Genomic DNA, 15,695 nt, shown 5'->3' with positions numbered 1-15,695 from the left:
CTACACTATTCAATGCGTTGTGTAATACCGCATCAGAAAAAAAACACTAAAATTTGTACGGATTTAACTATTTTAGTCGGAAAAAGAGATATAATGCTATTTTTCAACGATTCATTGGTACGAGAAATTGTCTACACCTGTTGTTCACCTTAATAAAGCCAAATTTACAACTAGCGCCCCTGATATTCGTCAATTGCCTTTAGATACGGGCATTGAAGTGGCTTTTGCTGGTCGCTCAAATGCAGGAAAATCGAGTGCTTTGAATACGTTAACTAATCAAAAAAGTTTAGCGCGTACCAGTAAAACACCGGGGCGAACGCAACTAATTAATGTGTTTGAAATTGCATCTGAGCAACGTTTAATCGATTTACCGGGCTACGGTTTTGCCAAAGTGCCATTAGAAATGAAAAAGAAATGGCAGCGTGCGCTAGGTGAATACCTTGAAAAACGCGAGAGCTTGCAAGGCTTAGTAGTACTAATGGACATTCGTCACCCACTAAAAGACTTAGACAAAGATCTGATAGAGTGGGCAGCTGAAAGCGACTTACCTGTACTTGCATTACTCACAAAGGCAGACAAACTTTCACAGGGCAAAGCGAGTGCCGAAGTGTTAAAAGTTAAAAAACAACTCAAAGGATTGAACGCAGATATTACCGTGCAGGCATTCTCATCACTCAAACGCACAGGCGTTGATCAAGCTACACGCGTGATAACTGGTTGGTTAGCTGTTGCTGATGAAACAAATGATATCGACAGTGAAGCCGTAGAATAACCTAACACTCCTTATTACACTTACTACACTACAGCGACTGCAGTACCATCACTAAATGTGACGGTTCTGCACGTGAGATGTAATCTTCTTCAACAAAAGCAAATCGAATAACACCCTGTTGATCAACAATATAGGTGGCGGGGATAGGAAGCTCAGCTTTTTCTTCGCCATTATTTGAATTAATATCAATGCCAAGTTTTACGTATGCGGCCAATAAATCTTCTGGCACGGTAAAAACTAACCCACACTGCTTTGCTAATTGATTATTGTGATCACTTGCTACTACGAAATTTAGCTCGTTGCGTGACACTGTATCGGCAATGTGCTCAGGTGTTTCGGGCGTGATCGCGATCAAGGTTGCGTTTAATGCCGGTAGGTCGTTCACAATATCACGTAGTGCCTTTAGCTCTAGGACACAATAAGGGCACCATCCGCCGCGAAAAAAGCTGATAATCACTGGGCCTCTTTCGAGCGTTTCTTGGAGTGAATGCACGTTACCATGGCTGTCGGGGAGAGAAAATGCAGGGAAGGTGTCGCCAACTGAAACGGCTTGTTCTGCTAAGTTACGCTCTTGCAGCAGGGAAGTGTTGCGACTCAACACCTCTAATACTTCTTTAGACAAAGTTGAGGCTAATTTAGATTTATATTCATCTAACGACTGTCGTAAATTCATTTCAGGTTCCTCATTACTCTATGCAGAAATATTTCCGTGCTAACTTAAGTATAACGGGTTTGTTGAAATGCTAAAGGAAGGACGATAATTACGCAAGTTGATGATAAACAACACAAATAGATGTCCGTTCATACAAATTTTGGCGATAAAAAAAGCCGATGACAAAAATCATCGGCTGGATAGCTTTGGGGAAAGCTAGAATATATAAATTATTACAACAGGCGTTCGCTAAGGGAACGAGATGCATTATAGAGCAACGACTCTATAAAAGTAAAGTCATTACTCTAAAAAAAGTTGTTTTTTTCAGCGAACAGGTGTTTGGTTATTGTTATTTGCTACTTTATTCGCCATTTGCACCAGTTAGCATCTTTCTCCTAGATGCATTACAAATATCGTTTAAACCAATTCACTAGTTCTTCATTTACCTGAGCATTATATTCCATGAGGCTGTGGCTTCCTTTCGGGTAAATCACTAGCTTGTTCGTGATATTATTATCGTCGAACTTTTTAGCTAATTCTATCGAATGTTCTACATCGACACGGCGGTCAGCATCTCCGTGTAGTAATAATACTGGAATGTTTGGAATATCTTTTACCCACTTGATGACAGAGCGTTTGAGCAATTCATCTGTTTTATTTTTGGCGTACTGGGGAATTCTGGCTTTATACACTCGCTCCATTTCGGGCCTTTGCACTAGGCCTTTTTCTAAATCTGATGCCCCGGCTATCGCTGCTGCCGCTTTTACTTGCGGTCCCTTGTCCGTTTTTAAGGTTAGAAAAGTTTGCATGCCACCACGGCTTGCCCCAAACATGCCAATACGCTTAGGATCCGCATCTTTAATGCTAGGTATAATATCGATTAGCGTTGTAACGTCTTGTACATCAACACCGCCGAATTCATCTTGATTAATTGGGTTTTGCTCTCCTGTACCTCTGTATTGACTGCCAATCAGTATGAAGCCTTTCTGTACAATCGGAAAAAATTGAAGATAGAGGTGTCCGAAAACCTTCGCGCCAAAATTTCCGTTTCCGCCACGGTTATAAACTAGTACAGGTAATTTTTCGTTTGGCTGGCTTTTAGGTTTTATTAGATAACCATTAACAGTTACTCCATCGACATCATAAGCAAAAAATCGGCACTCTAATTGTGTTTTATAGGCTTCAAATTGCTCCTTACCTCCAAAGAGCTTATCTATGCGCTCTTCTGCTGTTTTTACTTCTTCTTTTGTTTGTGTTTTTCTCTTGTTTAGCAACATGCCTTTGAAATTTTCATAAGATGAAAAGTGGTCCGAGAAACAGTTTACTTCACCTAAAATTAGGTCAGACGCAAACAGTTTTTCTTCCAACTTATTTCTATCATCTGCTTTACTTTGTAGGGAGAATAGGAGCGTCGAAATTACCGTTAAAAGTGTTATTTTTTTCATACAATGTTCCTTACAAATATTTTGGCGTAATATGACCAAATAAAATTTAAACCTATGATAAAATTGCAATTTAAAATTAGTGTTTTTTGACAATACGGTCGATACAATACGTGTCCGTACAGGTCATTAACGTGTACGAAACTCAAGTAAAATAGCGTTTTGCTGAGATTAATTTTGTTTTTGTACTTTTGAGTTTTTTGGTTGTAAGCGAATGGAAAACAGCAAGAAAATAGCCCGCATTGAAGTTAGAGTATCACCGGAACTTAAAACAGACTTTGAGGCTGCATGCCAAAACAAAGGCAGTACCGTAAGCGAAACTATTCGCGACCTTATTGAAGAAAAAACAAGTACCTCGTCGCCTATGCCTAAATTCGCGCTGGTATTTGGCAGTGTGTTGGTGATTATTGTCAGTATGGTTTTAGGCTATAAGTTTTTTCAGAAAGGTGAAGTATTTTCACCAAAAAACAACGAAAGCTATGATTCTGTTGATCTGCTAAAGGCGAAGCTTGCTTTTGCAGGGGTTGATTACAATAAAGATGGCATAGTAACGATTGATGACTTTGTGCAGCTTCATACAGAGCTTCTGAAGGAAGGCAATACAAAAAATCAATTTGGACAGCCATTTGATCAAGAAGAGTATAAAAAAACTTATGATCCTCACCGTCAATTTGAATATCTTGATGTTAATAAAGACAATCAAATATCGTTAGAGGAATTTTCAACACAGATCGGAAAATAAATAGGTCAGGTACAGTTTAATCTCATTGTTAAACTAGTGAATGTTAAAGAAGGCATGTGCAATTTATTTGTTGGCATACACGGAAGAAAAATCAAGTATTAAGATAATAAAGTTAGAAAAGCGCAATTGTCGACGTTGCTACAAGTAAAGAAGAGAAAGCCTCAATAAACGAGACTTTCTTAAAGATGGAGACCAGTTAACGTAATGTGTACTAGCTCAAATTTAAACCGACAGCCATCGGTTGAAAATCGGGTAACTGTCAGATCAAGCTGAACTAGTACTACTAAACCTATAAATTAGCTAAACTCCTTTATACACCGACATAACTATCCTAATTTATTTCTAATTTTCAAAATTAAACTTTCTAATGCAGTACGGCACTATTTTAGTGAACGTAAACCATACTTGCGGTAGGAAATGGTCCACCTGCCATTGAAGGCGTGCAGGCACCATCTAACCAGAACGCGATTTTTTTATTATTCGCATGTGCTAGCATAATTGAAGCATATAGTTCTGCAAAATTTTCACGCTCTGTTGAAACGGCAACCGCGTTGGCTTCATTCGTACCATTGCAGTTTGCATTGTCTAAGAATTTCGTTGGGGTTAAGGAATATACTACAATTCTACTCGCATCGATTTTGTAGTAACTAACATTAGACTTTCCTGAGTTATTTTGCGCTATAGCGGGAAACGCAACTAAGGTAAAAAGTACGATTAAAAAATTTAAAAAGTTATTAAGCTTCATATCTATCCTTCATATTATTTTGGTTTAACTTGCTCAAACCCATTATCATTATTACCTTTCCAAATTCTTAATGGGCCTAAATATTTAGTCATAAATCGATCACTTTCATCGATTGATTCGTTATTTTTCATTCTATCGTGCCTATAGATTCCTAGCCGTATTTCTGGAGACGCAATAGGAAACTCGTAATTGTCCGGATAGTCATACATGGTAGGACCAAAGAAATCCCAAGTGGGGGATGACGCTACAGAAACATTTTCTCCTTTTTCAAAGGCCCAAACTCTAAATCTGCCATTATCGGTTTGAGAATACGTCATTTGAATAACGAAGTCGTACCACTTGTTTGTTTCTAGGGTGAAGTTTGAAGTATATGAATGGCCCAGAGGTACGGTCCAATTATTAGTTGTTCCCTTGCGTGTTGTAAACTGAAAATGTAATTTTCCATTCACAGGAATGGCTATTATTCCACAAGCAGGACCACCGACGGTTAGGCCTGCGCTCACAATCTCTTCAATTGTTTGCTGATCAAACCCTTTTTCAGCTAGTACTGATTCGTTCGGCTGATTTCTAAATTGAAAAATAGTCGTTACTTTTTCTGAATCTAGATGAGTGTAGTACTCTGACCAGCCTAGCCAAATTGTATCTCCCTCGTTGATGTTCATTTTTTGAAGTGTACTTCTTATTTGAATTTCGGCACGGGTCATGCCCAATGCTGCCGCACCTGATTGACCAAAGTCGGTATAGAACCTAACGTTTTTACTATCTGGTTCACGCGGTGTTACAGTTAAATCTCCAAATTCAATTTCTATTCCAAACTGTTCGCCGTTGGGACCGACATACCCAGGGTCTGTTTGGCTATACGGCCGCACAAGCGGTATAGGCATTCCTTGTGTACCCGGATAGCGATCGCTCACTCCCCAAATTTCTTCTAAAGGGCGATTCCAATTTCGGGTTTGTTCTGACACCGTCCCATTTACCGTTCCAGTCCACTTGAATTCCCGTAGTGGCTTTAAATTCTCAGATCGTTTTTTTGCTAGCATCAAATATGCATTTATAGCTGTAGAGTCGTTTGCGTAGCAGCCAAAAACTAAACAATATGCGATAAATGCGCTATAGCCACGTAAGTATTTTCTGAACATGTTAATTCCCTAGCTAATTACGTCCAAGATACATAAAGATTGATTAACGTACTACAAAACTATAGAAAACAAAAGCTTAGATAGAAGCTATCAGAATCAATAACAGGGTCAGGTACAATTCAATCCGTTACCTTATTAAATTGAAGTTTGTTTGAGCAGAAAATCGGCGATTTAACGGTAACTAGTTAGTGGGCATAGTTTATTGTGAAAATAGGAATGTTTTAAATTCCCCACTATTAATCGTATCTGTTCTAAAACGCATTTTTTGGGCGCAAACCGACCTAAAATCTCACTAATTCAAGTTTCTGTCAGCTTCCATTTGAATACCACATCAAATGGAAGCGAGTCTATTATCAACTATATTAGAAGCGCAATAAAAATATCAAATAGTTGTCGTCAGTCTAATTCACTGAACTAAGAAAACGCATCACTGTTTGATTAAATAATTCAGGATTTGCTGAAGGCATATAATGTCCTGTATTCGGTAAAATTGCGAGTTGCGCATTAGGTATTGCCTCAGCGATATTAACTGTATGCTTCGTTTTAATCTCATCCCTATCGCCAGCAATAATCAATGTTTTTGCTTGGATAGCTGAAAGATCTGAAAACGTTAGCTGCGGATATTTAGTCATCATTCTTATCAATTCAGTGGAAAAGCTATACTCTCCATCGTTTTGTATGTCTGCGTTTTCTACGAAATCTACTAAGGAGTCTAGCCCTGTTAATCCTTCGGGAAAAATATTCGCTGCCATAGAAATCAGGCTAGAAACCTTCTCTGGATATTTAATAGCCATCATTAGTCCAATAATCCCACCATCAGACCAACCAACGATATGTGCTTTGCTTACTCCTATTTTATCCAAAAATAGTTTTGTATCTTCTACTTGCAGCTGATAAGTAAGCTTGTCACCGTCATTGTAACTTGAGTTTCCACGACCTCTTGAATCTAAGGCGATAACCCTAAATTGTTTGGCATACTCCTCGATTTGATTCAGGTAAGCTGAAATTGATTGTCCATTGCCATGAATAAGTAAAAGTGGCTCACCTTTTCCATATTCTTCGTAATAAAGTTTTACACCGTTTACCTGAACAAACTTGCCATGTTCCATGCTACCAGGCAGTGAGTTAGCTTGTATTTTTAATGATGTCTTACCTTCATAAGGGTTTTCTTGTGAATAAGATATATCGAAGGTGCTGGTATTAAACTTTCTGGCTACAATTCCTTCACTCCAGCTTCCATCGTGGTCTGGATTTTCAAAGTTCCCGTTTTTAATGTGAATTGGTACCAAACTCCCTGACTTGTCTTCAATTTTTACGACGAAGTCATCGTAGAAGTATTCTCCGTTATTAATGCATAATGCGCCAAAATTTAGGATCTCAGAGTCGTCCTTAATTACTCCTTTAATTTTAAAACGTTGCCAATTATTTGTGACTTTTCCTGTGCCAGCGTCATTTTTGAAAAAGTTGTAGCCAGATTTTGTATCTATTCTAACCCAAAGGCTAGCTTGTGATGCGGTACTAGCCTCTTTCATTCTAATCGCGGCCGAAACTTCAAATTTCTTTCCAATATATTGTTTAATATCAATGCCCTGTGCATATGAGGTCCAGCTTTGTTTCACTTCTTTTCCAAGAAGCGTAAATGATGTTAATACACCGACAAGAATTATTATTAATCGATTCATTTTATTTTTATGTACTCTGTAAATGGTGGTGATTACGTTAAATGTGAAGTGGTGCATCAATACATGTGAACACCTTTTGAATAAGTCTATGTTTTACACGTTTTTGGGGATTTCATAATGTGTATATCCAATGCGTTGACTCCCTGTTTTTGGCACGTAGGCACTGTTACCTACATCTATTTCAGTGTTGAGATGAAATAATACAATTATTTTTGTTTCTAAATGACTATTTTATTTAGTTATTAATAAGATACAAGCGAATAAAAGAATAAATAAGGCCATGTACAGTTTAATTTTGCTGTTCAAGCTAGTAAGTTTTAATTTGAAAAATAACTATCGCTGTATAATTGCAATTTAACACGAGGGCAATCTATGCTACATCGATTAGCAGCAGTAACCGCTTTAACTCCTCCGCTTTTCATATTCACTTGTTAATACTTCATAGCGTACAACGAACCATTTTTCAGTAGCTTAAATCGTAGGTGGCTTTATTCTATTCTCGTAAAGTTTAGTTTTAACCTAAAAATGCTGATTCGCCACGCAACGCGTTGCCAAATATTGGTATGTTTTCAAGATTTCCTAGAATTCTTAATTAATGATTGAGTTATATTTCACCCTAAGTGCTTGTTTGTAGTCTTTTGTTTTTATTGGTTTAAATGTTTTCAGGATGTTTTCTCGATACTTTAATCATGGGACTGGTGCTTAACATGCTGCATATTGTCGTCGGTTTCGAAAACTTAATCAGGAGCAATCAATGAAATCTACTCTTAAAATATCCAATCAATTATCTATTTTGCTGATTAGTGTTGTTTTCAGTATTCAGTCATTCGCGACGCCATCGATCAAGAGTGAATTGTCACAGGCAGAAAAGCTCGTCGTCGATTTTTACGAGCGTATTTTTGTTAAACACCATGGCGATGTTAGCAAAATAGCCCAGCAATATGTTCACGAAGATTATATTCAGCATAACCCATGGGTAGCCACAGGTAGAGCGGCTTTTATTGAAGCGTTTTCAAACGTTGTAAAGAATAGACCGGCTTCAAAGCGTACGGAGATTAAACGCGTGATTTCTGCTGGAGGTTACGTGGTATTGCATGTGCATGCGTATGATACTGCTAGTACCGAGCCGGGGAGTGCGGGCGTAGATATTTTTCGCGTCGAGAATGGCAAAATCATGGAGCATTGGGATGTCTGGCAAAAAATTCCAGAAAATATGCCGCACAAGAACGGTATGCTGTAGTTATTTTATCAGAGAATATCAAAGGGCAAGCGATTTGCCCTCTTGTTGAAACAAGGGCGTGAAGCACCTATGATATCAAAAGTCATAATTTAGTAGTCCTCACAAGTGTCAGACAGTAGTAACCTCAAAATACCGTACCGTATCGCAAATGTAATTGTTAACCCACAGTTGCATACTCTCCAACATCAAAATGGCACAGTTAAGTTAGAGCCCAAAGCGATGAAGTTGCTCGAGTTGCTGGTTAAGAATCAGGGGCAAGTATGTAGTAAGCAGCAAATTGCAGACGAAGTTTGGCCTAGACAAATTGTTGCTGATGATGCAGTGACTAGGCTGATATTTGTGTTAAGAAATGCCTTAGCCGACGATGCTAAGTCACCTGTTTTTATTTCGACGATACCTAAAAAGGGTTATGTGTTTCTGGTGGAAGCCAAACCCCTACCGTCTCCGAGAAAACGGCTAGCAATGTTGATTACTACAATATTGTTGTTCGTTGCATTGATATTTATTGGGTACAATTGGCCGACATCAGAGGTTTCCCAAAATACTGCTAATTATCAAATTGAGCGGGCGTTGCCTATTACTCATCAGGAAGGGCGCGAGTATAACTATGTTATCGATAAGGGCGTAGCCGCTTATTTTCATCAGCACAATGAGCTTACAAGTTTACTGGTGATCAGAGGGAAGAGTGCCCCGATATCATTAGTGGCAGACTATTGGAGAAAGCGCAGTCTAATTATTGTGGACAATGTCTTGTTTTATGTTCGTTACACCTCTAGCCAATATCAAGTGGTTCAACAGACACTGGATGGCGTAAGCAAAATACTTGTTGAAAGTACTGCTCCCATTTATTCACTGAGCATGGATCGCAGCGGGCAAAACCTGTTATTCAATCAATATCAGGACAATGAAAATACAAGACTCCACCAATATTCTTTCTTGAGTGGGCAAATTAGCCCAATGGACTTAATCACCCACCTAAAAGTAAACAAGGTATACTCTCATTATTACCACGCACCACTAGATACGTTGTTTTTTGTTGGGATCGAAGGGAGAAAGCCTACAATATACGGGCTGAAAAGTAATGACGAAGGCGCTTCATCTCATATAACAGGCTTCGAAAGAATCCGCTATATAACCCAAGGTAAAAATGCAGATGAACTATTAGTAGTCGGCACCTATCATTTTACGCAAGGCATTTGGTCTGTGTCGTTGGATACTAAGCAAATCAACTTGATCCAGTCACATCAAGATAATGACATCACTCATGCGGCGTTCAATGCAGAACAAAACGTATTATATTACAGTTTTCAAGGGCAAAGGGTTGATTTGAAAGAAGTGAGTCTCCAGGGAAAAACAAATCGATTGCCGCATTTAAATTCGACCTTGATTGAGAGTAATGCGAGTTACTCTTCAGATGGCGAAGAGATTTATTTTGCATCTGACCGAAATGGCGATTTTGAGTTGTATGGGTATCAAGTTGGTACGTCAGTTACCCGTCAAATTACTCAACTGAAAGCCACGAAAATATGGTACTACAGTTTTTCAACCGACGGCACTAAAGTTGCCGTAGTCTACTCTAAGAATCACATTCGATTAGGAGTCGTATCAACGGCTACCGGAGAACTAGTGAAGTCTGTAGCGCTTGAAGAGATCAAATTTCCATTGAGCTGGAGTGCAGATGATAGATATATCTACATCAGTGAACATCGGCAGAAAATTGCAATGTACGTATACGATGCTCAGTCGTTAACGATAGAAAAAAAGCGCACAGGTCTGGGGCTGACTGCAGTTGAACTTAGTCCAGGCAAGGTTTTGGCTTTTGACTATCAAAGTCAGCAATTTTCCAGCTATGATTTTTATGCGGAACGTCTTGAAGCAATGAGCGATCCGATACAAGATTATGTGCCATTGGCACCACATAATACGCATAGTGACGGTAAGCAGGCAATGCTGCTATATAGTGATGGTATGAAGAAAACCATCTTTCGCTTATTATTTGCAAAAGATCAGGGCAAGCGACAACAAACGTTGGTTGCTCATATACTTCAGTCAGGCAACATGCAAGCTTTTTCGCCTGAGATGTCTGCTTTATTGCTGGCAGACAGAGAGAGAAGTATGAACGGTAATATTGTGGGTTTACACCTGAAGTAATCTAGTAGTCACGAAATGCTAATTGACAGGTCAAACATCAGCGTACCTGTTATATAGTATCCGCAGTGCTTAAACAGCTCTGGCATTCGCTGCTTTTGGCAAGAGCTCAATCACTGGTCGAAATTGTTTTAGCGTGGCTAGTTAAAAATCATCGGCTCTTTTGTCATTGCCTACATCACTTGATATAAAATACTTGCTTTAGTAGCGGCCTTCTTTCAGTATTGCGCGTATTGTTTTGTCTGACGATTATGCTTTCGAGGTTATCTAATTGAATCAAGCGTTGCATGAAGTGTTTAATTTGCATCATGAGGCTTTATTAGCTTTTATCGCAAAACGCTTGCATGACCCTCAACTGGCTAAAGATATTCTGCATGACCTTTATCTTAAGGTACAGAATCAGCCTCTTGATAGTGAAATCAAGTACCCTAAAGCATACCTCTACCGAATGGCTAACAACCTAGTGATTGATGTAATTCGTCGCCAAAGCCGACAAGAGGCTATTACAGATGATACAGTGTTGGAGCAATCTACTAATATTGGCCCGGAACGGCTTGTAGAGCATGCACAACGGTTGAGTATTGTTCAGGAGGCTATGAAAGAGCTGCCAGAAAAGACGCGGGATGTTTTTCACATGCAACGGTTACAGCAAATTGAAAAGCGAGAAGTCGCTAATGAACTTGGTATTTCCGTGAACATGGTAGAAAAGCATCTACGACGAGCCGTACAGTATTGTCGAAATAAATTGTATAAATTGGAAAAATAATTACTCAATTGCCATGATTAAGCGTCTAAGTTAAGAGGCACCGAAGAAATTGACTATGCAAGAACACGATCAAGCATTCATCACACAGCAAGCAAACGATTGGCTTGTAAAACTTGAAACCGGCGACATGTTAGCTGGTGATGAAGACCGTTTTGTTGCTTGGCTAGAGCAAGATGAGCGTCATGGAGAAGCGTTTCATGAGGCCGAACAGACATGGCAGTTGATGCATGAAGCCTCGAATAAACATAGTCAAAAAACAGTTGCAAGCATACTTCAACAGTCTAAAAATTCGTGGTTCAAACAACACTTGTTGTCCATTGCGGCGACTGTTCTGCTGTCTTTTATAACGATGCTGTGGTGGCAACAGGGTTATTACTCGCTAATGTCAGACCACTATACATTGACGGGAGAACGTCAAGAGAAGGTACTTGAAGATGGCTCAGTACTGACTCTTAATACAGATTCAGCGGTAGATATACGCTTTGAGAAGAATATTCGTCTGGTAGAAGTCCTGTCAGGAGAAGTACATGTGGCTGTTGCCCCAAATCCTCAAAAACCGTTTGTTGTAAAAGCAGGGACAATGAAAGTAACCGCATTGGGGACTGCTTTCATTGTGAGCCGAACTGATAAGCTGGCGCCAAAAGTAACGGTCACAGAGCACAGCGTAAAAGTAGAAAGTGAAACCTCTAACCATCAGCAACTGGTACTTGAGGAAGGCCAACAAGTGGCATTACAAGTAGCCACTGACAAACTATCCTCGGTGAAACAAGTCAACAGTTCATTGGCTAAAGCTTGGCTGAAAGGAAAATACGTGTTTCAGGATGAATCGTTTGAAGCGGTTATCAGGGAACTAGAGCGTTACTATGATGGCAAGATACTTATTCAAAGTTCGTCACTTAAAGGCGAATTGATAAGTGGTGTGTTAGACATAGATAATCCGTTGGACTCCTTAACTAATCTTAAACATCAGTTACAATTTAATGTAACAAAAGTTACGCCCTATTTGATTGTGATCAGTAAAGGTTAGCACCAATGCACCAATGTGGTTCTTTGCGGGGTTATCTCGCTTTTTACATGTGTTTTTTATTTGTGTTTTCAGCCACTGTACAAGCGAAAGCACTGAAGCGATACCATTTCGATATTGACGCTCAGCCTGTCAATAGTGCGTTGATTGAATTGGCATTGCAACGCGAACTCAACGTCGTTTATCTCGCCAGCCTAACCAAGAACCTGCAAGCCAATAGCTTGTCGGGTGAATATACGCTATCAGAAGCGCTTAATATGCTTCTGAAAAACAGTGGCTTACAGGCGACTATTGCTAATAATCGTCTGATACAGATCCAACGAATCAAGAAAAGTAAGCCTAGCGTTAATAATGTAGCTCGCCCTCTGCCAGATAAACCGAAAGAAACAAAGCAACCTCCTGTTCTAGTGTCATCGGATCCAGATCCTATAGAGAAGATAGAAATCGTCGCCAGAATAGTATCGCCATACAATCTTGGCACGACAGTCTCAACGACCAAAACGCAGCGTGACTTCCTGCAGACCCCACAAATTGTCAATGCATTACCCGAGCAGGTGGCTAAAGACTCACACGCGCGAAACTATACTGATTCAGTGTCATTAGCGTCGTCAGTGGCCTACCTTGAGCGCAGTGCTGGGGTCATTGACGAGCTCAGACTTAGGGGGTTTGCTTACCCAGCATTAAAAGTGAATGGTATGAGTTCACATGCGTATATTGCGCCAGTCGACGTAGCTTTTATTGACAGTATCGAGGTCGCCAAAGGACCTAGCTCAGTTATCTTTGGTCGTATGGAGCCCGGTGGTGTCATAAACATGATGCTAAAAAAGCCGGGAGTAAGCCGAGATAGTATTTCATTACGGTTTGGGGATGATGACTTTCAACGCGCGGAACTTGATTTTAATTGGGCGTATAGCGACCAAACAGAATTTCGTACAGTGGGCTTCATTCAGCAACATGGCCATGAGAAAGAGTTAAATCTCGATGATGCTGAGGGGGTAATGTTAGCCATGAGCCACCAATTTGAGGAGGGAGGTGAGTTAAATCTGCATTATCGATTTGAATCACAGAATGTTTTACAACAGTTTGGCCAACCGGTCGAAGGCTTCGACTCAGGCGTTCAATTTTTTCTTGATGATATGGGTGAAATTTTTGTATTCGCATCACGTCAAGATGATTTGCGTGCGGGTTTGGACATCGATCGACATAGCTTGAATTTGAGTATCAATGACTGGCTAGTAGGCGATTGGTCAGTTGACATGCATTTTCAACTAGATAGCTACCAAGCCAACAGCCTTATCAAATACCCGATCATTGAGGAGTTCGTGATTGACGTAAATGGTAATGTTATTTCGAGCGACGACTTGAATGATATATTGCTTAATGATGACGAACTATTTCAACAGCTTGTGCAGGGCTTGAATACCTTGAAAGTCGATCCTGAAAATATAGAATTTGTCGATATTGAGTTTTCCTACGACACGCATTTTCTAAGTGGAGAATTGACCGCTTATAAAAATGTGTCCTTGGGTGCTTTCGAGCTAGAGCAGTTGTACGGCGTCAATATAAATAACTCTATGCCGGAAACGCTCTTATGGCAAACGCATGATATACGCTCAAACTTTGTACCAACCGAGCGAACTGATGTCTTGTTCTACAATGATACTAGTAAAACCGAACTGCGCGATTTAAATGCAGGGGTATTTGGGCAATGGGTCGTCGATTGGCGTAACTTTACAGCTTTTTTTGGTGCCAGAATCGACTATTTGGAGTTCGATTCAGCGAAACAAGAGGTGGTTGCAGAGAAAGCGTCATTTATTGAACGAACTTTCCGACTCGGAGGGGTTTACGCCATAGCAGATGACAGTGCTATTTTCGTCAACTATAGCGAGTCTTTTTCTCCACAGTTCAGTATCAATGAAGCAGGGTTTTTCGCGGAAGAAGATGAACAGTCTGCCCCCAGTTCTGTCCTATTCCCAGATCCTGCACGTTCTTATCAGATGGAAGTGGGTATAAAAAAGACTTGGTTCAATAACCGCTTACACACTGCTTGCGCGTTATTTAGTATTGATAAGCAAGGCATAGAGTCATCTATTGAACGCCAAAGAAATAAAGGGGTTGAATGTGATGTGGCAGGCTCTATTGGCAATGACTGGCATCTTACCTTTGGCTTTGGCTGGTTGGATGCAGAAATCATAAGCAGCGCTGAGACTGAACTCGTGGGGAATAAACCTCGTATGACCCCAGAATTGAGTGCACGGTTGTGGCTTAACAAAGACATTCCTTTAAGTGGATTGTGGCAAGGGCAGTGGAGCTTAGGTTATACCTATATCGATGAAAGGTTTATTGAAGCCGGTAATTACAATCTTCTGGCTGCCTATCAAGTGTTTGATTCCGGCTTTTCTGTCAAACATGGCGACGCGATAGAATTGTCTATATTTATTCGTAACTTGTTTGATGAGAGTTATACACAAGGCGTTTTTAACGCATTGCCATATTGGACAAATCCAGGACGAGAAAGAACAGTAGAAACACGCTTTTCATACTATTTTTAGCTTCTAACAGAACGGAATCATTACTAAATTAATTATCTGGTATCACTAGAATTCTTCTTTTTTTCTCAATGTCTTTCTTGTTATTTTGATTTATATCAATAACTTATCGCACTCGTTAAATAGAACATAATTTTTCATTCCTCGATTGATACTTTTGGTCGTCATAGCTAGTAAAGGGGCAAAGATTAACCTGCTCCTTTATGTCGAGTGGCCCGTAGTAGGCGAACGCTAATGTTAACCATAGATGCAAATTACGCCTGTGCAATTTGCTTTAGTAGGTGTCAAATGAAACGAGTCGATGATCAAATTATTGACAAGAATGTTGCTTGGTATGTCTTCATAATATCATGCATGTTGGTGTGTCCGCCGTTATATTTCACCAGTAGTTTTGCTCAGGTGCATAATAAGCAAGAATTCACAGTGAGTAATGCGCAGATCTTTTTAAAGAGCCCGTTAGCGGCAGTGGAGTTGACTGAGACGGAGTTGAACAACGGCAAAAGTTCTCGAATATTTTTGAATACACAATCTCTTACTTGGAAATGCTGTAATTTAATGAGCGATTTCCTGATTAGTGTAAGTAAGCGTTATAGGAAATGGACGCAGAATGTGAATCTTTCCCCAAATATTAAGAAGGAGAAGAATGTGAGGCTTTTACGATTTGCGAGGAAAGGGGAGAGCGTTAGGCGATACTTGCATGCGATGAAAGGGAAGAATACGAGACTTTACCCTAATGCAGATAGAGCGAAAAAGGCGGTGAGACTCAGCCAGAATAATGGTAGGGATAAATAGGG

The 15,695-nt window shown here is 39.9% G+C and carries 12 protein-coding genes; 7 read left to right on the top strand and 5 right to left on the bottom strand.

What is annotated here, in order from left to right:
- The first annotated feature begins 127 nt into the window (after positions 1 to 127).
- A complete protein-coding gene (yihA, locus tag ACSLUK_RS05780) occupies positions 128 to 772 on the top strand; it encodes a ribosome biogenesis GTP-binding protein YihA/YsxC (protein ID WP_448547582.1) in 645 nt (214 codons plus the stop codon).
- A gap of 28 nt (positions 773 to 800) precedes the next feature.
- On the opposite strand, the gene ACSLUK_RS05775 is transcribed toward yihA, so the two are convergent.
- Positions 801 to 1,445: a peroxiredoxin-like family protein gene (locus tag ACSLUK_RS05775; RefSeq protein ID WP_448547581.1), complete on the bottom strand. Its 645-nt coding sequence runs from the start codon at positions 1,443 to 1,445 to the stop codon at positions 801 to 803.
- Between the two features lie 383 nt (positions 1,446 to 1,828).
- Positions 1,829 to 2,869 (bottom strand): alpha/beta hydrolase family protein, encoded by a 1,041-nt coding sequence (locus ACSLUK_RS05770; RefSeq protein ID WP_448547580.1) that lies wholly within the window; start codon positions 2,867 to 2,869, stop codon positions 1,829 to 1,831.
- A gap of 211 nt (positions 2,870 to 3,080) precedes the next feature.
- Here ACSLUK_RS05770 and ACSLUK_RS05765 point away from each other — a divergent pair, with 211 nt between their 5' ends.
- Positions 3,081 to 3,608, top strand: coding sequence for a hypothetical protein (locus ACSLUK_RS05765; RefSeq protein ID WP_448547579.1), 528 nt, complete (start codon positions 3,081 to 3,083; stop codon positions 3,606 to 3,608).
- 385 nt (positions 3,609 to 3,993) lie between these two features.
- Here the strand turns inward: ACSLUK_RS05765 and ACSLUK_RS05760 are convergent, their stop codons facing one another.
- The 3 genes from ACSLUK_RS05760 to ACSLUK_RS05750 all read right to left on the bottom strand — a co-directional run bounded on the left by ACSLUK_RS05760 (position 3,994) and on the right by ACSLUK_RS05750 (position 7,174).
- Entirely contained in the window at positions 3,994 to 4,353 is a 360-nt protein-coding gene (locus ACSLUK_RS05760; RefSeq protein WP_448547578.1) for a hypothetical protein, read from the bottom strand.
- 14 nt (positions 4,354 to 4,367) lie between these two features.
- The gene (locus ACSLUK_RS05755; protein WP_448547577.1) at positions 4,368 to 5,492 is read right to left on the bottom strand and encodes a heparin lyase I family protein; all 1,125 of its coding nucleotides are present in this window, start codon (positions 5,490 to 5,492) and stop codon (positions 4,368 to 4,370) included.
- A 401-nt stretch (positions 5,493 to 5,893) separates the two neighbouring features.
- On the bottom strand, positions 5,894 to 7,174 hold the full coding sequence (locus tag ACSLUK_RS05750; RefSeq protein ID WP_448547576.1) for an alpha/beta fold hydrolase: 1,281 nt from the start codon (positions 7,172 to 7,174) through the stop codon (positions 5,894 to 5,896).
- 754 nt (positions 7,175 to 7,928) lie between these two features.
- Here ACSLUK_RS05750 and ACSLUK_RS05745 point away from each other — a divergent pair.
- From ACSLUK_RS05745 to ACSLUK_RS05725, 5 genes are all read left to right on the top strand, one after another.
- Positions 7,929 to 8,414 (top strand): nuclear transport factor 2 family protein, encoded by a 486-nt coding sequence (locus tag ACSLUK_RS05745; protein WP_448547575.1) that lies wholly within the window; start codon positions 7,929 to 7,931, stop codon positions 8,412 to 8,414.
- Between the two features lie 105 nt (positions 8,415 to 8,519).
- Positions 8,520 to 10,565: a winged helix-turn-helix domain-containing protein gene (locus ACSLUK_RS05740; protein WP_448547574.1), complete on the top strand. Its 2,046-nt coding sequence runs from the start codon at positions 8,520 to 8,522 to the stop codon at positions 10,563 to 10,565.
- A gap of 268 nt (positions 10,566 to 10,833) precedes the next feature.
- On the top strand, positions 10,834 to 11,328 hold the full coding sequence (locus tag ACSLUK_RS05735; protein WP_448547573.1) for an RNA polymerase sigma factor: 495 nt from the start codon (positions 10,834 to 10,836) through the stop codon (positions 11,326 to 11,328).
- A gap of 55 nt (positions 11,329 to 11,383) precedes the next feature.
- Complete coding sequence (locus tag ACSLUK_RS05730) at positions 11,384 to 12,355, top strand: FecR family protein (protein ID WP_448547572.1); 972 nt, start codon at positions 11,384 to 11,386, stop codon at positions 12,353 to 12,355.
- A gap of 47 nt (positions 12,356 to 12,402) precedes the next feature.
- Positions 12,403 to 14,904, top strand: a complete 2,502-nt coding sequence (locus tag ACSLUK_RS05725; RefSeq protein WP_448547571.1) for a TonB-dependent siderophore receptor — start codon at positions 12,403 to 12,405, stop codon at positions 14,902 to 14,904.
- The last annotated feature ends 791 nt before the right edge of the window (positions 14,905 to 15,695 follow it).

Source organism: Thalassotalea fusca (assembly GCF_053485835.1).
This window is presented reverse-complemented; position numbering and strand designations above follow the sequence as displayed.

Excerpts from the sequence above, each read along its gene's own strand:
- ACSLUK_RS05760 (WP_448547578.1), bottom strand. The coding sequence starts at position 4,353 with ATGAAGCTTAATAACTTTTTAAATTTTTTAATCGTACTTTTTACCTTA.
- ACSLUK_RS05750 (WP_448547576.1), bottom strand. The coding sequence starts at position 7,174 with ATGAATCGATTAATAATAATTCTTGTCGGTGTATTAACATCATTTACG.
- ACSLUK_RS05775 (WP_448547581.1), bottom strand. The coding sequence starts at position 1,445 with ATGAATTTACGACAGTCGTTAGATGAATATAAATCTAAATTAGCCTCA.
- ACSLUK_RS05770 (WP_448547580.1), bottom strand. The coding sequence starts at position 2,869 with ATGAAAAAAATAACACTTTTAACGGTAATTTCGACGCTCCTATTCTCC.
- ACSLUK_RS05725 (WP_448547571.1), top strand. The coding sequence starts at position 12,403 with ATGTGTTTTTTATTTGTGTTTTCAGCCACTGTACAAGCGAAAGCACTG.
- ACSLUK_RS05745 (WP_448547575.1), top strand. The coding sequence starts at position 7,929 with ATGAAATCTACTCTTAAAATATCCAATCAATTATCTATTTTGCTGATT.
- ACSLUK_RS05730 (WP_448547572.1), top strand. The coding sequence starts at position 11,384 with ATGCAAGAACACGATCAAGCATTCATCACACAGCAAGCAAACGATTGG.
- ACSLUK_RS05765 (WP_448547579.1), top strand. The coding sequence starts at position 3,081 with ATGGAAAACAGCAAGAAAATAGCCCGCATTGAAGTTAGAGTATCACCG.
- ACSLUK_RS05755 (WP_448547577.1), bottom strand. The coding sequence starts at position 5,492 with ATGTTCAGAAAATACTTACGTGGCTATAGCGCATTTATCGCATATTGT.